The sequence below is a fragment of the Cellulophaga sp. Hel_I_12 genome, assembly GCF_000799565.1.
Lineage (GTDB): Bacteria > Bacteroidota > Bacteroidia > Flavobacteriales > Flavobacteriaceae > Cellulophaga.
This window is the reverse complement of record NZ_JUHB01000001.1, coordinates 1190109-1209642: the sequence shown is the minus strand read 5'-3', so window position 1 is coordinate 1209642 and position 19534 is coordinate 1190109. Positions and strand designations below refer to the sequence as shown.

Genomic DNA, 19534 nt, shown 5'->3' with positions numbered 1-19534 from the left:
CCTCCTAAACCCCTATCAGTACTACGTTTTCTACAGCATCACTTTGTCATCGTTTCATCGTTCTGAAAATGTGCTTATTTTGTTTAAGTGTTTTTGAAATTTTCTTTTCGTTTATTTTTTTGTTTTCAATACATTTCTAATCAAATTCTTTTTTCTTTTCATCAGCCAATATTTCTGTTAGCTTATCCATACAAAACATTTGCTCATGGGGTAAGAGGTCTATCACTATTTCCAATACCTTGGTGACTGAGGATATTTGAGACTTGTTGGTATGCTTTGGAGCTATAAAACTACCATCGCCATCCAACGCATAATAGCAGACCTCTAAAAGTGCGGAAATACTGTGCGTGATATCTTCATGATCGAACACTTCAAAACTAATCGTCTTTCTAGTACCTTTGCGAAACGGTTCTGTTTGTACTCCTGAGAAATTCTCAAGTAACTTTTTGACTTGCTTTATTTTTTTGGTGTTTGTTTTCATAGTTTCTCTTCTTTATGGGAATAATTAATTATGAACTGCTTCTGGGTGATGAAGTTTTTTAAGCTGTTCCAGTTTTATTTTTCCGAGTATTTTGGATTCTTTATAAAACCGTAAACATAGTTTGTAAACCTTATCTGCATCCTTATTTGAAAATTCATTAGTGACTTTGAAACGCAGAATATGCTGCGCATTACATAACATATAAAATTGGCGCTGTAAACCGAATGTGGTTTTAGGAAATACTTTATTTGGCAACTCAGTGAAATGACTGCATAATTGCATTAAATAGGATAAGGAATAGAAATGTGGCTTGTATTCCCAGAAAATAAGCAAAAGACTTAGACATACCTGCTCTAAAGCAAAATGCATTACAGCAAGTTTTGAGTTAGCGTCTTTTTTTTCATCGTTTGTATTGACAACAGCAAGTAGATAGTCTGCCCGATGGATGCGACTTTTCCACTCTTTTTTAATCCTTTTGTATATGCTACTGTGAAAGAACAGCTTAATTCGGCTGAATCTATATAATGCATTGTCCATTTTGTACATGCAGGGCGTCTGGGATATGATTCTAGTTAAAAAGTTATCGCCTATTTCTATTCTTTCTTTGATATTAGAAAGGGTATGAAAAATGATGTTAACCCTACAGCCCTGTTTCGTCTTTACATATAGCTCCTCCATAAATTCAGATAGGTTTTTACTTGGTGATTTAAATCCAATAATAAGTAAAGTGTAGGTAAACATTTCATTTTTGCTATTGCATTTAGGTGTCAAAAAAATCTCTTGTCTCTTTATTTCTGAAGAAAAGCTTATAACATAAACGGAATGTAATGGTAGTTCCTCTTGTAGTAAATTTATAAGTTCTTCCCGTAAAGGGAATTTTAGTATCTCATTGTCTTTCATGATTTTTGATATTTACATAAATTAAATGCAAAATCAAGAGGTATCGAACCACAGCTGATTGTATTTTACGCAAATAAATTTGTGAGATACAACTAGTCTAAATTTTGAAAAAAAAGCTATATTTGGAATATGGAAGCAGCAACAAAATCAAACCATATCGGTAGAAAAATAAGCCGTATTAGAGAGCTTAGGGGGATGAAACAAGAAACCTTAGCCGAAGAATTAGGTATTAGCCAACAGGCTGTTTCTAAAATTGAACAATCTGAAAAGATTGAAAATGACAAATTGGAACAGATTGCAACTATTCTTGGGGTAACAAAAGAAGGAATTGAGAATTTTTCTGACGAGGCTGTTTTAAATATAATCGGGAACACCTATCACGTTGACAATTCATCGGCAGTTAATTATGGCTGTACATTCAATCCACTCGATAAGCTTTTAGAAGCCCATGAAGACAATAAAAAACTTTACGAGCGATTGCTTCAAGCTGAACAAGAAAAAATTGAGTATTTAGAAAAACTCATGAAAGGGAAATAAGAACCTCTTAAATGAATCCTTAGATTTAATTTTTTAAAAATATAGTTGGGTTTATAAAAGTCAGCTGTTTTTGAGTTCAAAAAAATAGAATTTAGCGTAATATATTGTTTTTTAGTTTCGAATATTAAAGTATATTTACAATAAGAAATAAAATTTATACTATAGGTTACCTTTACGGTTACCTCGGTTTATTGAAACGGACTAAATGTCTGGTAATGAAAATATTATGGCTTGACAATTTAGTTCTGTCATCCCGACGAACCTAGAAATAGGTTTAAACAAAACACTGTTAATCGTATGATTATCAGTGTTTTTTGTTTTTAATGGCATCAGATAATATCAAAGAATAACAAATAAAAGGTGTACAATCAGGTGTGCACATTTTTAACTTAATTGTCGTAAATTCATAGCGCATTTAAAAGCAATTTGACTTTCGTTTTTAAAAAAAATGTCAAACTAAAGCTCTAAACAATGCAGACAAACAGCACCTTTTCCGTTATTTTCTTCACAAGAAAATCAAGAAGCACTGGAAATCGGCAAAAATAGTAGTAATATATGCCATAAAAAAACCTCAAATTTTTACTTTGAGGTTTATGGAAAATTTTCTGAATGAACCTAACTAAAGCTCTTTGATTAGAATTTGTGTAATTTGAATATTAGCATGTAATGCTATTCTTCTTAAGTTCTAATCGTAATACTAAAAGACCTAAAAATTAAAAAGTTGCCTAAGTGGTGTTTGCCATGAGAAGTGCCGAAGAAAATGATTTTCGTGATACGTCACATTACCTTATCAAAGGTATAGCTCACCCCTACCATTATCATGGAAGTAGTCATATCGTAGGACACCTCACTTCCAGGAATAGCCCCATATGGTGGGTAATTTTGAATGAATTGAGGATTGAGAATCGGTCCGGAAGTAGCATCGCCACTTGCGCCATAATGGTATACTCCATCTATAGAAAATCGGTCACTTGCCTTATAGCTTAACCCAAATTGAAAAGCATTTTTAATAATAGCTGGTGCCGGTACATTAAAGAAGGCTAATTCACTACTTATTGGATTGGAACTAAAGGTATATCCAATCCTTAAAGGTAATTTATCTACACCTTTGTATTGTATCCCTGCTGAAATGATATTCATGTTTTTCCATCCAAATCCTAATACAGAAGCTGTAGGAGACCAACCACTAGTTGAAAAGCCATCGGTATGTTCATAGTCTACCATTCTGTAATCCAAGGCTAGATCAACATTCTCTAAAGAATAGCCAAGTCCAACAGAATAAACTGCCGGGTAATCCATGTTAAAACTATTGGTTGAAGTGGAGTTGTCTAAATATGTATTAGTGAACTCAAAATTTTCAAAAGTCTGGGTAGTTTTGTAGGAGGCTCCCGCTTTAAATCCTTTGCCGGAGTCATAAAACACACCAAATTGTGCACCATAGCCTATAGCTGAAGCCTTATCTGACGATGGATATCCTGCCCCAGTTGGATTGGCGGTCGGGTTGGGTATTAACGCTAAGGTTGCATAGTTAAAAGTAGGTTCTACCCCTATAGAAAATTCATTCGATAGCTTATAAGCCCATGTGAAACCAACTTGTAAAAGTATATAGTCAGATTCAATCCTGCCAAAGCCACCCATAGCTTGCGGCATATTGATAGGGTTTGTAGTGCTTTCAGGAAAAGTGACACCAAAACCACTTATTCCAAAAGCGGATGCTCCAAAAGTGTGATTGCTCCCTTCTTTTCCCCAAACCATTGCCAAAGAAGGAAGGGGAGATACACCTCTATCATCTTTTGTATTTCCGCTAAAAAAATTACCTGTAGGCTGACCATTAGTATCAAATTCAGGTACTGTAGAACGCAATTCTGGAGAAGAAAAGAAGAGTCCAATATCAAACTTTACTATTTTATCATCAAAGGCGGAGATGGAGGCAGGATTCCAATGTAGGGCTCCTGAAATATCAAGTGGCTGACCAGTTGCAGCACCACCCATAGACATATTTACTGAACCTACACCTTGCATTATATGACCAGCCTGCGAAAAAGAAGCCGTCGAAAATATCAGAACACATAATTTTATAATATTTCTGTACATAATAATAAAGTTTGGTATTGGATTATTTATTTATTCATCTGTAGTATAAAGCTTCCTATAAACCTATAAAGATGGATTTTTATAGGTTTATTTTTGTTAAGTGAAAAATAATTCGGCTCCTTATTTTTGCTCCTTTTTAAAGCCATAAAGATTCTGATGTATAAAATCTTTCGGAAATTTATCATCTCCAATAAATCCTATATCTACAAGTCCACTATCTTCTGGTATATAGTTGGTTTTAAATATATAATCCCAAAGACTTAAACTAATCCCATAATTTACACCATACGATCCTTTTGGCAATATCGTAGCATGGTGGTATAAGTGCATTACGGGGTTATTGATAATGTACTTTAAAGGCCCCCATGTAATTTTAATATTCGAATGGTTTAAATGCCCTATTGTAATGGCTATAAAGTGAACAATATAGGCTTGTTCGGGTTCAAAACCACCGAGAATCATCACGCCAAATGTTTTTAATGGTTTGTATAAGATGTTCTCCATCCAATGGTATCTTAAATGGGCAGCAAAGCCCATTTCTTGTACACTGTGATGCACTTTATGGAATTTCCAGAAAAAGGGGTATTTGTGTAATAATACATGGGTAAACCATTGTACAAAATCAAGTACAATAAAGAAAATTAATAATTGTCCCCACATGGGCCAACTAGAAATATCTATAATTGCCAGACTTTTTGCAGTAATATTCAAATCGCCAAAAAGCACCGCTAAAACCTTATAAATACCGCTTATAACAATGGCAAAGAGGAAGAAGTTGAAATACATGTAAAAGGCATCTAGCCAAAAGTCTTTTCTAAAAATAGACTGTTCTTTTCGCCAAGGAAATGCCATTTCTAAAAACCACACTATTAATGATATTGCGGTAAGTCCCCAAAAATAGTTCGTATACCAAGGTACTTCAAAGATTATGGATTTCCAGGTCCACATTACAGTACCGTTAAAAGCATTTACAAAAGCATCTAAATATTTTTCCATGATTCTAATTAATTATTTGTGTTAAACTGTCTTTCTTAAATGGTAAATCATTAAAATAGCTCCACTCTATCCATGAGCCATCATAATTTTTAACCTGCTTATAATCCAACAATTGTGTTAATACAAAAGTAGTATGTGCAGAACGCATACCACTATGGCAATACACGATAAGTGGGTCATTTTTTGTTATATTTAATTTACTGTAAATAGATTCTAATTCTTCCACTGGTTTTATTTTTTTGTCGCCATTATAGCTAATGGCGTCTGCCCAATCTATCCATACACTATTCTTTATTCTCCCTGCCTTTGTGGCCTCTTTTTTTTGTCTTTTTCCTGAAAATTCATCATGAGTTCTCGTGTCTAGTATAACAAGGTTTTTATTTAGAGCATCTTGTAATTCTTCTTTAGAAACGTAATACTTCATTGATGGTTTTTCAGCTAGTTGAAACACTGCTTTCTTTATTATAGGTCTTTCTATTGTTACCAAACCATTTGTAGCCTTCCACACTTCAAATCCTCCATGTAATAATTTCACGTTTGTAAAATCATAATTTTGTAACACCCACCATAACCTAGAAGCATTACACAATCCGTTATCGTCATAGATTATGAGCGTATCATTCGTGGAAATTCCTAGCGCACTAAATACAGTTTCTATCTGATCTTTACTCGCCATCATCCCTTTATAAGGGTATGAGTTGTTTTCAATGTCTGTTCGCCAAATATGTAATGCGTTTTTTATATGTCCTTGTTCATAAGCTTCTTTTTCTCTAAAGTCTAAGACTTTACTATTTGGGCGATTAGCAATAATTTTAAATTCTTCAATAGTAATTAAATAGTCAACTTTTTCAGGTACGTCATGAGAAATTTGCTGAATTGTATCAGTAGCTTTTTCATTTTTGCAGGCTGCAAAAACGAGTAGAGATAAAAGAATTTTAATTCTTAAGTTCATACCAATCAATATTCGATAAATTTTCGCGTCTTCCCTTATCTACAAAGGGGTAGTTGGTCACTAGATAATTAACAATGATTTCTTGATTTCCTCCTAAATCCCAAAGATTTTGAGTTTCCTGCATCCATTTAATCGTTGCATTCCACTGTTCGGTATTCATTCTATTTTGAATAATTATTTGCGAAGAATGGCAATTGGTACAATTATTAACAACCGTCATTAGTCCTTCAGCTTCAATAAATCCAGTTCTTACATGTACACCGTTTTCTATCCTATCTTCATCTACTTCAACTGGTATGCTTACCAAGGTTTCAGTTTCTGGTGTTGCTGTAAAAAAGTCTGGATTATAGGTGTTCAGCAGAATAACGCCGGCTACAACAAAAAACAAACCGAAAAGTGTGAGCATTAAATGATACACTTTTTTAATAGATTCCTTAACCTTTTCTTCTTTTGACATCTAGCTTACTTTTACTGCAATTCTATGACAGGCATTATTTAAGTATCCTTTTGGATTCCATCCCGGTAATAACATAGGTTGGGCAATTCCTCGCGCATCTGTTGCTCTAGCCCAAATTTCATAATAGCCTTTTTTTGGAAATTTTACCTGTGCACCAAAATGCTGCCATGCCAATCGGTTTACTGGTTTTTGAACCTCACAGGTTGTCCATGTAGCGCCAAAATCTATGGAATACTCCATTTTAGCAACTTCTAATTCTCCTGCCCAAGCATGACCTCTTATAGCTAAGGTTTTTCCTTCTTTTATGATGGCACCCGATTTTGGGAAGGTAATTAACGATTTTACAGGCATCGATTCAATAATACACATGTCTTCTTCTTTCACCTTTTCTCCAGGAGCTACTGGGTTACAGGGTACTTTATAGGCATCGCCTGTCATTTTTTGACCATCATGCACTTTATTTCGGATACTAATTCTATTCACCCATTTTCCAGAAACAGAAGCGGGCCAACCGCCAGCTATTAAACGTAAAGGATAGCCATGTGCTAAAGGAATAGCTTCCCCATTCATTTTAAAAGCCAATATGGTTTCGTCTTGCAATGCTTTTGGCATCGGGCAACCTCTAGAAATAGGTTCTTTTGTTGGATCCATACTTAAATGCTGATCTACTGCATGAAATCCGATGTACACGGCATTGCTTTTTATGCCTGCGTCTTCTAGTACATCGCGTAAACGAACGCCTGTCCATTCCGCACAGTGCACCGCACCTATGGTCCATTGATTGCCTTTGGCAGGTGGATTAAACTCACTTCTACCGTTTCCACCGCACTCTAACGTTAATTGGTAGGTATACTGTTTAAATTTTGATTGTAGTTCTGCTAAGGTGTATGTTTTTGACTTTTCTACCGATTCACCATCAATGGTAAGCGTCCATTTTTTAATATCAATACCTTCAGGCATTAAGCCATTATTACGAATAAACATAGAAGAGTTCGGTGTAACCTTATCATCTAGCAAATGTGCTTGTGCTTCAATATTCCATGGCTTACTATTGAGCACCACCATATCCTTATTCTTACTAAATAATTTAAAAGGATCAGGATCTTGCAAAGCTAAAGGACTGTACCCTTCCAACATGCTGGAACCAAAAACAATTTCTGCTCCTATAAGTGATGCGAACATACTCAGGCTAGCCTTTTTAGCGAAATCTCTTCTTTTCAAAATGGTTTAATTTTAGGTTACTAAAATAATTTGTAGGACAAAATACAACTTCCTTTATTTATGTTATGTAACAAATGTTACAATAGGCTAAAAAAGTACTGCATTTGTTTTGCAAAAATCAATAGTAATATTTTTTTTTGATAAATAAACTGATCAAAATCAGCTTCTTAAAATAGTGAAACTACTGATACAGATCAGTTGATACGGCTTCTATACTGCCTATATTGCTCACTGATTTTTACAGCGTTATATGGCTTGTGTAACATTTGTTACAAAGAAATTACTTTGCTCCATGTATTTTAGCTGAATACTCAAAAACAAAATATTATGATAAAAGATTTCGAAACAAAATTTACAGGTTGGGCATTTCTTGTTGCTGCCTTATTATTATGGGGTGGTTGGGCGCTTTCATCACATCATGTTGGTGAATATTTTGTAGCTACAGATTTCGCATCCATTGGTGAAAGTGTATGGTACTGGATTTGGATGTATCGGATTCACATTTTTGGCTGGGTGACCATGGCAATCGCTATGTTTTCATTTATTGCCATAACAGCAAGAAAACCCTATAGAGTGCTCATTTTACCTGGAGCAGGGATGACTATTGTAGGTACTTTTACGATTGCTATTGCAGCAGCCTATTACTATAATTATGGTGCTTGGGGTGTTGGACAAACGGCGGGTAAATCTCCTGAAGAAATACAAGCCTTTATGGATAGCATTTTATATACCAATCAATATGTAACTTGTTTTGTTCGCTTTGGCCGTATATTCTCAGGTGTTGGCTTGGTATTATTAGGTGCTGCGCTAATTAAATGGAAAATTGTTAGTCTTTGGTTGGGATGGTTTACAGCCCTATTAGGTCTAGTTGCTATGGGTATAATTTTGTCTATAGCCGATAACTTTGAAATTTATGAACCAGTATTTCATATTAAAGTACTTTGGTTAATTGCCATGGGAGTAATGCTCTTGCGCAATGGTGTTAACCTTACCGAAGGGAAAGAATAATACCTTGTTTAATTCCTGAACAATCGAATTTAAATTTTAATTCCTTAGCATTTGCTAGGTATACCTAGCAAATAAAAGCCCAATCAAACGATTGGGCTTTTATTGTTTTTATACAGGTAAAAAGGCCTAAGCTACAGGCAACTGAAACGTATTTGTTTTAGAACTACAGTTTTTTGGGACATGTTTCATGAAGTACGTAACGGTACCAAATGGGGTATGGTTTGTATTTGTCATCTTATTTTTTATTTAGAAATTGCAGCACATTTCTACAATAGCATTCTAGATTTTCTAATTAGGCAGCTATTTCTCTTTTATAAACACACCTTTGGACCATTCCCCTTTAAAAGTTGAACCATCTGGGTTTGTTACGGTACCTTTTCCATGCATTAGATCATGCTCCTAATATCCTGCGTAAATGTTGCCATTGGGCCATTTTAGGGTGCCAAAACCGTTCTTTTTATCTTCTTTATATTCCCCTTCGTACACTTCTCCAGAAGCCCAAGTCATTTTTCCGTGTTTGTAATAGAATCCGTTTTCCTTGTTGCCTTCATGGCTATCGCCCGATAGCCATACCAATTTTCCCTCCCGTGGTATTCGCCAATATCATTTACAGGAAAGGTGTTTTCAATGATGTCATCAAAATCAGGATAAACCTGTGAAGTTATGTTAGACACTCCGAAGAAGAAAATAATGTATACTAAAAATAATTTCATCTTGTTGTTCTATTTTTATACAGCTCCGTAGCTTTTAGGTAGTTGATGCCGCGAGCCTTGGTTTGGTCCTGATTAAAGCCATCTAATTCTGGGTGGTTTTCGGCAATCTAGTTGACGAAGGGATCTCTGTTTTTAACAAATTTCGCTCCATCAAAAACTTCGTAGTTGATGCGATCTACTTTGCTGATTTTATGATTGTTATCAAAATAGATGATTTCTGTTCAGATCACCGGTTCGTCGTGAATAAAGGAAAGTCTTTTGTCAAATTTCCAAACCTTAGCTTTTACGGTACCGCCTACTTTCTCAAGTTGTTGGACTTTGTAGCTGGGCTCGAAAACCCCATCCCATTGCCACCAATTTAGGTACTGCTTTTTAGATTTACGTTCTTCATAGTTGTCTTCACTTTCGCTAATGACGATACTATCGCCCACTAAAGTTGCCATTTCCATAGCATCCGTATGGTTCAAAACAGCGTAGTAGTTTTTTGCGATGACAAAATGGTCATTGCCTTTTATAGTTTGGACTTCCTTTTTTGGCTCGCTTTTGCAGCTTATCAATAGAAGGACTAGGAATAGGGAGAGGTGTTCCATTGGTTTGAAATGATAAGTTTAAACATTTAAAATACTAATAAGGTGCTTGAGTACCTAATTCAGCAAAAAAAAACTTAACCTGCCAGCCGGGAGGCTGGTAGAAAATCCGCGAGTCCCGAGGCTTCGGGATTCGTAAGCAAGCCTGAAAAGCAATTAATTTTACACGTCTTAAGTTTGTGATTCATTAAATTAGATAAATAAATTAGAAAGAACAAAAGAGAGGATTAAGGTTAATATACAGGGCACACAAGAAATAGTAGTAAATTATGCACTATTTTTGAGTATGCCATACCCGAAATTGTAAGGCTAGGTCAGAGAATTAAATTTTTGAAGCCTTTTGAGCTGTAACTGTCAACACTGCTGTAAAAATTAATATTATGGAAAAACAAGAACTTATAAATTGCCATAAACGTATTGAACCCTATATTCACAATACGCCCGTTTTAAGTTCAACCCTTATCAATGAAATGGCGGGTGCCTCTTTAGTGTTTAAATGCGAAAATTTTCAAAAAATGGGAGCCTTTAAAATGCGAGGCGCCACAAACGCCATACTGCAGCTATCAGAGGATAAAAGAAAAAAAGGTGTGGTCACTCATTCTTCTGGCAACTTTGCTCAAGCCCTATCTTTAGCAGCTAAAAGTGTAGGTGTTAAGGCGTATATTGTGATGCCTTCCAGTGCGCCACAGGTAAAAATTGATGCGGTTAAAGGCTATGGTGGTGAAGTGCTTATTTGTGAACCTACTCTTCAGGCCCGAGAAGCAGCGGCCAATGATATTGAGCAAGGCAAAGGAGCTACTTTTATTCACCCTTCTAATGATATGGACGTGATTTTAGGTCAAGGAACAGCAGCCATGGAGCTATTAGAAACAAATCCAGATCTAGATTTTATTTTTGTACCGGTAGGAGGGGGTGGACTCGTAGCAGGAACAATTTTGGCCGCTAAATATTTTGGAAATAATTGTAAAGTAATCGGGGGAGAACCTTTTGAAGTTGATGATGCTTACCGGTCTTTATTGAGTGGGCGAATTGAATCGAATAGTACTACGAATACCATAGCCGACGGACTCAAAACGCAACTCGGAGATCAAAATTTCCCCATTATCCAAGAAGGAATAGAAAGAATAATACGCGTAACAGAACAAGAGATCATTGATGCGATGCAATTAATTTGGGAGCGCTTGAAAATAGTTTGTGAGGCTTCCTGTGCCGTTCCTTTAGCATCGCTATTAAAGGAAAAGGAGTTGTTTAAGGACAAAAAAGTTGGCATCATCATTTCAGGTGGGAATGTTGATTTGAGCAAATTACCCTTTGGTAGGTATTAATTTTTTAGGATTATTTTTTAATTCCAGAGATACTAAAAATTATTTTTTTACGTTCTTAGTCGATAGTTTTTTAACATTTTTTGTTGCTGTAAAAACTTGGTAACTAAAGTTTTATAAGGTCTTTACAGGTTTTTTTAATAGTTAAAAATTTAACAAAAAAGTATGGCAGAAATAAGATACTTTTGAACTCGATTAAATCTTAGGAAGTTACATGAAAAAGAATTCAATACTTGTCATTTTATTTTTTATAGTTTCTACTATGCTTCTTGCACAAGAAGCATTACCTATTCAAATTCCAGATTCAGAAATTAAACAACTTCCTAGTTTACTGAATGCCACACTTCAATCTAATTTAGAAAGAGAGTTAAAATCAAATCCTGAATGGAGAAAATTAATAAGTGAAAAGAAAATGGCTGTTGGTGTTGTTGATCTCAGCAACCAAAACAATACAAGATTTGCGCGAATTAATGGAAACCACATGATGTATGCCGCAAGTTTACCTAAAATAGCCATTCTATTGGCGGCCATGGATGCTATCGATAAAGGAGAGCTTAAAGAGACACAGGCGGTAAAAGATGATATGCGTTTAATGATCAGTAAATCAAATAATGAGGCTTCTACTCGAATGATTGATCGCGTAGGCTATAAGAAATTAGAAGATGTAATGACAGATCCTAAATATGCTTTTTATGACGAGCATAAAGGGGGTGGTCTTTGGGTTGGTAAAAGGTATGGTAGTGGAGGTGACACGAACAGAGAACCCTTAAAAAACTTAAGCCATGCCGCAACAGTGACTCAGGTTTGTAGGTATTACTATTTATTAGCCAATGGTAAATTAGTAAACGAAAAACGATCGACTCAAATGCTGGGGATTATGGAAAATCCTGAATTGCACCATAAATTTGTCAATACTTTAGATCAAATTGCCCCTAAAGCCCGTTTGTTTAGAAAGTCAGGCTCTTGGCGCACATTTCATTCCGATTCAATTTTGGTTTGGGGAGATGATCCAGATCGCCGTTATATCCTAGTGGCGCTCATCGATGATGCCAATGGAGAACAAATTATAAGAGATTTAGTGAAACCTATTGAGAAAGTTTTAAAAAAGCGAATATCTTTGGCGAGTAATTAGTACGCCATTTTAAAACTTTATGCTCCTACGATTATTAAAAAAAACATTTGATATTAGAGAAGGAGAATTTAGAATATCCTTTTACATGTTGAGCTATATTTTTTTGATTATAGCTTCGCTCCTCATTATCAAGCCTACCGTAAATGCCCTTTTTTTATCTGAGCTTGGTGTAGAGAATCTTCCTCTCGCTTTTTTACTTGTTGCAGCCATTGCTATTTTAAGTTCGTATTCGTACTCCAGAGCGCTGACAAAGTTTTCATTAAAAAAAATAATAAGGTTTACCTTAATCGTTTCCATTGTACTTATCGTAATTCTGGCATTGTTGCTTCAGTTTCACTACCTCAACAAATGGATGCTTTTCTTTTTCTATGTTTGGGTGGCGATTCATGCCGTACTTTCAGCGTCACAATTTTGGGTAATGGCTAATTTAGTATATAACCCCCGCGAGGCAAAACGCTTATTTGGCTTTATCGGTTCGGGTGCTATACTAGGTGGTATTTTAGGAGGATATTTAACCTCAATTTTAGCCCCCATCATAGGCAATGAAAATGTAATTTTTATTGCTGCGCTGTTTTTAGGATTATGTATCGTGTTACTTAATAAAATTTGGAAAAACAGAATTGTAAAGTTAAATACGTTTAAACAGAAGAAAAGAACAGCTGTTCGTGAAGTAAGGCCATTAACACTCATTAAAAACTCTAGACACTTATCGTATCTCGCAGGGATTGTGGCTATTAGCGTAATTGTGGCAAAACTAGTGGATTACCTTTATAGTGATTTTGCTTCTGCAACGATTGCTGATCCAGACGAATTAACCTCTTTTTTTGCCTTTTGGTTTTCTACATTCAACCTGGTATCCTTACTGATACAATTATTTTTCACCCAGAGAGTTGTGGGTATTTGGGGGGTTGGGTTTTCTTTAATGCTTTTACCCCTTGGAATATTTGCTGGGGGCATCTTATTTTTTATTATTCCAGAATTATCGGTTATTATCTTTATTAAAGCTGTTGATGGTACCTTAAAACAATCGATTCATAAAAGTGCTAGTGAACTACTTGCATTGCCTTTACCATTTGAACTTAAAAATAAAACCAAGTCATTTATTGATGTTGTTGTAGATAGTGTGGCTACAGGTATTGCAGGTTTTATTTTGATTTTCGCCATCAAAGGCCTCGATTTACCCACCTATTATATCACCGCTATAATTTTACTTTTAGTATTAGTTTGGGCCTACTTTATTACTAAGGTAAGAAAGGAATATTTTAAAACATTCAGAGAAAATTTGGCAGAAATAACCAATATTAAAGTAAAGGAAACTAAAGTACTCAGAAAAAATGTATCCGTAGTTGAGGGAATGAAAGCTGTCTTTGAATCGGGCTCAGAAAGTCAAATTTTGTTTATGCTCAACAAGCTTCAAGAAATCAATGACAAACGATTTACAGGCCATGTTGAAGCGCTGTTGCGACATCCGTCAGATAAAGTAAAAACGGCCGCTATACAAAATTTGTATTTTTTAAATAGTACAACAATCGTTGCTCAAATTCAAGAATTACTAGATACGAATGATGAAGATTTGGTGGAGGCAACTCTGGCTTACCTATTGTTACATGCTGCAAAAAATGAAACCATTGTTTTTGACGCCTATTTAGACCATGAAAAGCCGCTGATAGCGCATACCGCCTTATTATGTTTGGCTCGTGAGTCAAGGGACAACTTTTCTTTACGAACCATGTATACCTTGGAGCAAAGGATTAGAACGGAAATTAAACAGATAAAACTAGCTCCGAACGATGTTGAACGGCTCAAAATTTTATTAAAAACCATAGGGGCAGCGAACATACCCGAGTTTTATGAATTTCTAAAATACTATTTTTCAACGACCGATGAAGCTATTTTGAAAATTGCAATTCATGCAGCGGGTACCACTCTGAATCCAGGGTTTATTCCATTGCTAGTTGACTTTTTACCGAATAAAAAAGTGCGCCTCGCGACCGTGTCAGCCCTCCAGAATTATGGACAGCAAATACTACCAACCTTAATATTTATGGTGAAAAATAACGAGATTTCTATTGAAGCAGCACGGTTTCTCCCTCTCGTTTTAAAGTCTTTTCGATCACAAGATTCGGTGAAGTATTTATTTGAATTACTTGAAGATCGTGATCTTACGGTTCGCTTAGAAGCAATTCGCGCCCTAAGTGATTTAAAAGCAGACGATGAACATTTACAATTTAAGCATACAAAAATTGTTTCCAGTATCTATGAAGAGTGTAAGCTGTATCATAATACCTTATCAGCGATGCATACTCAAATTATTGTTTCTTACAGGAATAGAAAAAAGTCTAAAGAAGCAATTTCTCCCGATGAACGTGATGCTCGTGCTAGTCTTTTAGAACTTTTAGAACGTAGATTAGATGCAGGGCTAGAGCGTATTTTTAAACTTTTAGGCTTAAAATACAAACAACACGATATGACTATTGCGTATGCTGGCCTCCTAAGTGATAAACAAGAGGCGAGAACAAACGCTATTGAGTTTCTAGACAATCTGCTCTCTGGTGAATTAAAACGAAAACTACTTCCTATTATTGAAACTAGTGCTATTGATGTTACCTCTGAAGAGGTCATTCATCAGTTGAAACAGAAACTACTGACAGAAGCAGAATGTTTTCAGCTTCTCTTAGAAGCGAATGATGAAAAACTTAAACTTGCCGTGTTTTATTTAATAGGCAAGCAGCATGATAAAAAGTACCTTCCTTTACTTAAAAATTACTTGGATGACGATCATTTAAAAATTCGTTCTTTCGCCCAAGAAGCTATTGATGCCTTAGCTAAAAATTAATTAAAAATTTTGGTATACGGTCATCTACATGCTAGATGAAATCATTATTTGCGCACTATTTTATCAATGGCAGAAGCCAAATACATATGGTCTGAAGCTGAATTTTTACCCAATACGTTGGTCATTAAAACAACCATATAGGTGCAATTATCAGGTTGTTCAACAATAATCACAGAGTTCATAAAATTCTGAATATTACCCATATATTTTCCACATACTTGTCCGTTTGAGCGATCACATTTATACAAACTTCCTGACTTAAAGTACACGGCAGCATCTTTTAAAGAGGGAGATTGTGCGTACCTAATTCTTCGATCGGTCATATACATCAAGCGTTTCATTTCAAGACTACTTTGTGCGTCAACAACTTGGCCTTGCTCTAGTTGAACTAGAAATTTCATCATGCCTACTGGCGTTCCAATACTTCCGCCTTTATCACCCACATAGGTATTTGCTCCTCTTGTAAAAAAGCTCCCCAAACGCCATTCATCGTGCGAAATACCCAATTCCCGGAGCGGTAAGTTGACCACATCATTTGCTAAATCGGTCAACTCTTTTTTGGGCGTTGTTTTAAAGTATTCCAAAGCCTTTTCGTCGGTTAATTCGGGATATTCCTGGCCAAAGGCAGCCATTAATAAAGCCTCACGCCATACAATACTTGCAGCACCATTGTTGCTTACCGAAAGCATATGATCTGCCCATTCGTATAGTGAAAAAACATCGCTGGCCACAACTTGCCTTTTAATTTGAGTTTTCTTTTCAATATTATAGATAGGAATGGTATGCTCGTCTGTTAAACCCCAAACGCCCGCTTTTACATTTTTATGTTTCAATAAATCCGTTCTACTTTCCCATGAATCAGGGTATATTTTCTCTAATTGAGTAAAAAGCGCAATTAAAACGGCCAATTTACCTACACTACCTGGCTGATAGCCAGCCGTCTCGTTGCGTTTGGCGTACCGAATATGATCTATATCAGAAATGTCTAATACCGTGAGCGAATAACTCTTATCTAAACCTCTAAATAAACCATTAATTTCTTTTTGGAAAGTTTCATCTATTTGAAAAAAACTACCAACACTATCGGAAGCTCTTTCACTTAAGTTCAATTGAATATCGCTCCACGATTTTTTTGCCCCTTCGGGTAAGGGGGTCGTTTCTTTTAGCGCTCCATTTTTAATTAGTTCTAGTCGTAACAGTCGTTTTATCCCAGTTTGTTCATACCCATCAATAGGATACAATGTAATACTTGTGAACGCTAAACACAGAATAATAGCAGCAGCAAGAAGAAGTATTTTTTTCATTTTTATAATTTTGTTGAAAGTTGTATTTTTTTAAGCGCATCTATTTTCGGCGTTATAGACTCTAAGTAACCTGAACTAAGCGCTTTTTTGTTTTCGACAAAGGGTCGAATTTGAAATAACCATAAGGTATCATCTTTAAAACCCAATTCTACATCATAAGCTCCATTATAATCACTATTGGTTTCTTTAGGCATTCTTTGTCTAATCGTCTCCGCCAATTCTTGTATTTCTCTAATATTTTGAGCACTCAATACCGATTTTTCAAAAGTCGCCGTTTTTTTACCTGTTCCACCAGTTATAGGTAGGGTGGTATGAGAAATTTCCCGAGCGGGAGCCAACAGTTCAAAACCTCCTTTGCTTTTAATCAAATAGGTTTCTGCCGACTGACCGTCCACAGCACCACCCGCACCTCGACTAAACGCAATGGTTAAATCGTTTTCGTCTCCAGAGCTTAAGCCTTTGGTGATTAAAACGCCCGAATAGTCCACATCAACGCTAGGAATGACTAAAATAGATGGAAATACATTTTCAGGATTTAGTAGATATTTCTGACGCCATTTAAAACTTCGTTCTGTATAGGGTGAAGCCCAAACATCTTTAATACCAGCAATTATTTTTTCTTTTTCAACTGCATTGAAAATGGTGAGGTTGAGTCCCGCTCCAGTAAAATCTTTTAAATCTTCCATATTGGTATCACTGCGAAGAAAAACGGGGATAGCTCCTAGCTCTTTACCGAATACAGCAGAAAATTCACGTTCAAGGGCTGCAGTAAAGCTAGCTTTTAAAGGCATTTGTTTAATGGCAGCGCGCAGCGTTTCTAATTGACGGAGCTGATAGTTTTCAACTTCTTTTTCATCAATATTTTTCGAAAGCATATGGTCTGCTTCGGCGAACATAGTATTTAAAAATTTCCAGTAAGAGATCGTTTGTCCAGGCATCGTTTGATCCATATGTTCTCTAAAAATTCCAAAAGGGATCACTAGGCCTTCAACCACTTTATCAGGAAACATTTTTTTCAATTGGCCTAAATTAGCCGCTTTGGGTCCGCATAGTTTTCCAGAATCTTCGGCATCTACATTGCGCATATTTAAAATAGCCGTCTCTTGTAGTCTAATATTTTCTACTGGAACCGCTATTTTACCTTCTGTTCGTTCTTTTTTAGCAAAAAGTGCTACTTCAATAGCGGACATATCTTTCTCTAATTTTAAGATAACATTCCCTTTGTTAGAGACGGCAAAAAATACTTTTTGTCCATTAAATGCTGCTAAATCTTTCAGATTTTCATCGGATAATGCTGTATTTGGAATTCCTAAATTACGTGCGAGTAACTGTACGTGAGAAACCATATTGCCTTCCGCTACAGTGCCAATACCGGAAACCGGTTTTAAATCGGCAGGCGCACGCTGAAAAAAATAGATTTTATCGGATGACACTTCTATCTCGTCAGGTGAGCCCTCTACAACGACTAAGGTGCCAAAGGCATATCCAGGGTTAAGTCCTCGGAAAGTACTTTGGTTTTGTACGTTTAGGACTTTATTGGTAAGTGAGGATTCTTTTGCCATATAATCCCCTAATTCTCCAACACTTTTTCCTAAATATAAAGCTATAGAGCCCCTGATCTTATCATCAATAAACCCATATGCTTTTGGTTCAAATTCTGTATAGTCGTTGACCACGTCTTGGTAATTGGCTTTTACCATAGCAGCACTCCATTCTAATGCACTTCTTGCATTTTGTAAAACAGCAGTTATTTGTCCTAAGGTCATGGTTTCTACCTCATATTGGCTTAATGAACCCTTAATTTGTTCCCATTCCCAAAGTTCAATATACCCCGCGCCAGCCGTGGCCATCCCTAAATAGCAAATTTTTTCTAATAAAGAATTCACTGTGGATGGTTCCCATTTTGAAGCGTTCTTGAACAAAATATTTTCGATTTTTAAGGAAATATCAAGGAGTTGTAGCCGCAACTGTGGATTTTCTTCTGTTAGAATAGAATTCCTTAATTCTAACAATAACTCAGAGGAGTCGATGATTAAATTTTGAGGTGATGCAGTTGCAGAAGCTGCAGCATAGGCTGCAATGCGAGAGCCTATAGCGCTCTTTTTAACCAAAGGAGCATTGGTCAAAAAGGCATTCATATCAATAGGCTTGTAAAAAGTAGTCATGGTGCTTAGTAAAGCATCAAATTGCTCGTTCAGTGTGGTCGTTAATTTCGAAGCATTTTTTTGCTTAAAATCTTTTACTTTTTGTATGTCGGAAAATTCAGGTTGACTGTGAATTTTTACCCTGAGATCCATAAAAGGCAAATATACATCTGAGATGACCTTAGATTGACTGCGCATTAATTGCGATGTATTCGCATCTCCTTCATAGGGGATATCTTTTAGGGATTGACGAATTAGAAAATAATTTTGAGCAAGGCGATCCGAATCTGAAAGCAGCCAATTATAAAATTCAATACCCCAAGCTTGCTCATCTTCAGATTGAATAGACCCCCGGTAAAATTGTCCCTTTTGTAAAATCCAACCATTATCAATAGTTTTTAAATACTTCTCTAGTTGGTATTGTTTTAATCTAGAATGGTTTTTTTCCGCATCCCAGAAGTCTTTAACATTGGTCGCGGCTAAAATTTGGCCTAAAAAAATATGATTGCTTTTTCCTAAAGCAAGGACTGCATCTTTATAACGTGCATGTTGCACACCAGGCCCAATATTATCAGGACAAGGATCTTTGGGTTGACGAATACTCCCATCAGTACAAAACCATCGAATGTCCTTATAGGGACCTCTGATGTCATTTTTGTAGTTAGTAATTTGTTCTTTTATTTTTTCGTTGCTAAGTTTTTGAGAAAAAATAACGGTGGAATAAAAGAAAAATATAGAGAAAATAATACAGTAATTTTTCATGCTTATGGATTGTTGTTGAGGGACTATAGTACGCAAAAGTATAACAAAACTAATGCCAATTCTGTAAATCGTGATACTAATAGTACTA

Annotated in this window: 16 protein-coding genes and 1 pseudogene; 5 read left to right on the top strand and 12 right to left on the bottom strand. The window is 35.8% G+C overall.

Going from position 1 to position 19534, the window contains the following annotated elements; all coding sequences use genetic code 11:
* Window positions 1-136: 136 nt before the first annotated feature.
* Both GQ45_RS05540 and GQ45_RS05535 read right to left on the bottom strand, forming a co-directional pair.
* A complete protein-coding gene (locus GQ45_RS05540; protein WP_047415837.1) occupies window positions 137-481 on the bottom strand; it encodes a hypothetical protein in 345 nt (114 codons plus the stop codon).
* Window positions 482-505: 24 nt separating this feature from the next.
* Window positions 506-1381 (bottom strand): hypothetical protein, encoded by an 876-nt coding sequence (locus tag GQ45_RS05535; RefSeq protein ID WP_047415835.1) that lies wholly within the window; start codon window positions 1379-1381, stop codon window positions 506-508.
* A gap of 129 nt (window positions 1382-1510) precedes the next feature.
* Between GQ45_RS05535 and GQ45_RS05530 the strand changes: the two genes are divergently transcribed.
* Window positions 1511-1918 carry a helix-turn-helix domain-containing protein gene (locus GQ45_RS05530; protein ID WP_047415833.1) on the top strand — a complete coding sequence of 136 codons (408 nt, stop codon included), beginning with the start codon at window positions 1511-1513 and terminating at the stop codon, window positions 1916-1918.
* A 777-nt stretch (window positions 1919-2695) separates the two neighbouring features.
* Here GQ45_RS05530 and GQ45_RS05525 read toward each other — a convergent pair.
* The 5 genes from GQ45_RS05525 to GQ45_RS05505 form a co-directional block, all read right to left on the bottom strand.
* Entirely contained in the window at window positions 2696-4012 is a 1317-nt protein-coding gene (locus tag GQ45_RS05525) for an OmpP1/FadL family transporter (RefSeq protein WP_047415831.1), read from the bottom strand.
* Window positions 4013-4132: 120 nt separating this feature from the next.
* A complete protein-coding gene (locus GQ45_RS05520; protein WP_047415829.1) occupies window positions 4133-5008 on the bottom strand; it encodes a sterol desaturase family protein in 876 nt (291 codons plus the stop codon).
* A 4-nt stretch (window positions 5009-5012) separates the two neighbouring features.
* The gene (locus GQ45_RS05515; protein ID WP_052188126.1) at window positions 5013-5960 is read right to left on the bottom strand and encodes a sulfurtransferase; all 948 of its coding nucleotides are present in this window, start codon (window positions 5958-5960) and stop codon (window positions 5013-5015) included.
* A complete protein-coding gene (locus tag GQ45_RS05510) occupies window positions 5944-6417 on the bottom strand; it encodes a hypothetical protein (RefSeq protein ID WP_047415828.1) in 474 nt (157 codons plus the stop codon). Before GQ45_RS05510 ends, GQ45_RS05515 begins: the two co-directional genes overlap by 17 nt.
* Window positions 6418-7599 (bottom strand): sulfite oxidase, encoded by a 1182-nt coding sequence (locus GQ45_RS05505; RefSeq protein ID WP_231555155.1) that lies wholly within the window; start codon window positions 7597-7599, stop codon window positions 6418-6420. It abuts the gene before it with no gap.
* Between the two features lie 366 nt (window positions 7600-7965).
* Between GQ45_RS05505 and GQ45_RS05500 the strand changes: the two genes are divergently transcribed.
* Entirely contained in the window at window positions 7966-8646 is a 681-nt protein-coding gene (locus GQ45_RS05500; protein WP_047415824.1) for a hypothetical protein, read from the top strand.
* Between the two features lie 300 nt (window positions 8647-8946).
* Here GQ45_RS05500 and GQ45_RS18300 read toward each other — a convergent pair.
* The 3 genes and pseudogenes from GQ45_RS18300 to GQ45_RS05490 form a co-directional block, all read right to left on the bottom strand.
* Window positions 8947-9153 (bottom strand): annotated as a pseudogene (locus GQ45_RS18300) (hypothetical protein).
* Window positions 9150-9359 carry a hypothetical protein gene (locus GQ45_RS05495; protein WP_047415822.1) on the bottom strand — a complete coding sequence of 70 codons (210 nt, stop codon included), beginning with the start codon at window positions 9357-9359 and terminating at the stop codon, window positions 9150-9152. The pseudogene GQ45_RS18300 and the gene GQ45_RS05495 overlap by 4 nt, the downstream one beginning before the upstream one ends.
* A gap of 221 nt (window positions 9360-9580) precedes the next feature.
* Window positions 9581-9949, bottom strand: coding sequence for a hypothetical protein (locus GQ45_RS05490; protein WP_047415821.1), 369 nt, complete (start codon window positions 9947-9949; stop codon window positions 9581-9583).
* Window positions 9950-10326: 377 nt separating this feature from the next.
* Between GQ45_RS05490 and GQ45_RS05485 the strand changes: the two genes are divergently transcribed.
* The 3 genes from GQ45_RS05485 to GQ45_RS05475 all read left to right on the top strand — a co-directional run bounded on the left by GQ45_RS05485 (window position 10327) and on the right by GQ45_RS05475 (window position 15236).
* Window positions 10327-11271: a pyridoxal-phosphate dependent enzyme gene (locus tag GQ45_RS05485; protein WP_047415820.1), complete on the top strand. Its 945-nt coding sequence runs from the start codon at window positions 10327-10329 to the stop codon at window positions 11269-11271.
* Between the two features lie 211 nt (window positions 11272-11482).
* Window positions 11483-12400: a serine hydrolase gene (locus GQ45_RS05480; RefSeq protein WP_047415819.1), complete on the top strand. Its 918-nt coding sequence runs from the start codon at window positions 11483-11485 to the stop codon at window positions 12398-12400.
* Between the two features lie 19 nt (window positions 12401-12419).
* On the top strand, window positions 12420-15236 hold the full coding sequence (locus GQ45_RS05475) for an MFS transporter (protein ID WP_047415817.1): 2817 nt from the start codon (window positions 12420-12422) through the stop codon (window positions 15234-15236).
* Window positions 15237-15280: 44 nt separating this feature from the next.
* Here GQ45_RS05475 and GQ45_RS05470 read toward each other — a convergent pair whose 3' ends face one another.
* Window positions 15281-16540 carry a serine hydrolase gene (locus GQ45_RS05470; protein WP_047415815.1) on the bottom strand — a complete coding sequence of 420 codons (1260 nt, stop codon included), beginning with the start codon at window positions 16538-16540 and terminating at the stop codon, window positions 15281-15283.
* A 2-nt stretch (window positions 16541-16542) separates the two neighbouring features.
* Window positions 16543-19446, bottom strand: a complete 2904-nt coding sequence (locus GQ45_RS05465) for a PEP/pyruvate-binding domain-containing protein (protein ID WP_047415814.1) — start codon at window positions 19444-19446, stop codon at window positions 16543-16545.
* Window positions 19447-19534: the final 88 nt, after the last annotated feature.

Coding starts and splice junctions, on each gene's coding strand:
- GQ45_RS05540 (WP_047415837.1), bottom strand. CDS start 481: ATGAAAACAAACACCAAAAAAATAAAGCAAGTCAAAAAGTTACTTGAG.
- GQ45_RS05535 (WP_047415835.1), bottom strand. CDS start 1,381: ATGAAAGACAATGAGATACTAAAATTCCCTTTACGGGAAGAACTTATA.
- GQ45_RS05530 (WP_047415833.1), top strand. CDS start 1,511: ATGGAAGCAGCAACAAAATCAAACCATATCGGTAGAAAAATAAGCCGT.
- GQ45_RS05525 (WP_047415831.1), bottom strand. CDS start 4,012: ATGTACAGAAATATTATAAAATTATGTGTTCTGATATTTTCGACGGCT.
- GQ45_RS05520 (WP_047415829.1), bottom strand. CDS start 5,008: ATGGAAAAATATTTAGATGCTTTTGTAAATGCTTTTAACGGTACTGTA.
- GQ45_RS05515 (WP_052188126.1), bottom strand. CDS start 5,960: ATGAACTTAAGAATTAAAATTCTTTTATCTCTACTCGTTTTTGCAGCC.
- GQ45_RS05510 (WP_047415828.1), bottom strand. CDS start 6,417: ATGTCAAAAGAAGAAAAGGTTAAGGAATCTATTAAAAAAGTGTATCAT.
- GQ45_RS05505 (WP_231555155.1), bottom strand. CDS start 7,599: ATGTTCGCATCACTTATAGGAGCAGAAATTGTTTTTGGTTCCAGCATG.
- GQ45_RS05500 (WP_047415824.1), top strand. CDS start 7,966: ATGATAAAAGATTTCGAAACAAAATTTACAGGTTGGGCATTTCTTGTT.
- GQ45_RS05495 (WP_047415822.1), bottom strand. CDS start 9,359: ATGAAATTATTTTTAGTATACATTATTTTCTTCTTCGGAGTGTCTAAC.
- GQ45_RS05490 (WP_047415821.1), bottom strand. CDS start 9,949: ATGGAACACCTCTCCCTATTCCTAGTCCTTCTATTGATAAGCTGCAAA.
- GQ45_RS05485 (WP_047415820.1), top strand. CDS start 10,327: ATGGAAAAACAAGAACTTATAAATTGCCATAAACGTATTGAACCCTAT.
- GQ45_RS05480 (WP_047415819.1), top strand. CDS start 11,483: ATGAAAAAGAATTCAATACTTGTCATTTTATTTTTTATAGTTTCTACT.
- GQ45_RS05475 (WP_047415817.1), top strand. CDS start 12,420: ATGCTCCTACGATTATTAAAAAAAACATTTGATATTAGAGAAGGAGAA.
- GQ45_RS05470 (WP_047415815.1), bottom strand. CDS start 16,540: ATGAAAAAAATACTTCTTCTTGCTGCTGCTATTATTCTGTGTTTAGCG.
- GQ45_RS05465 (WP_047415814.1), bottom strand. CDS start 19,446: ATGAAAAATTACTGTATTATTTTCTCTATATTTTTCTTTTATTCCACC.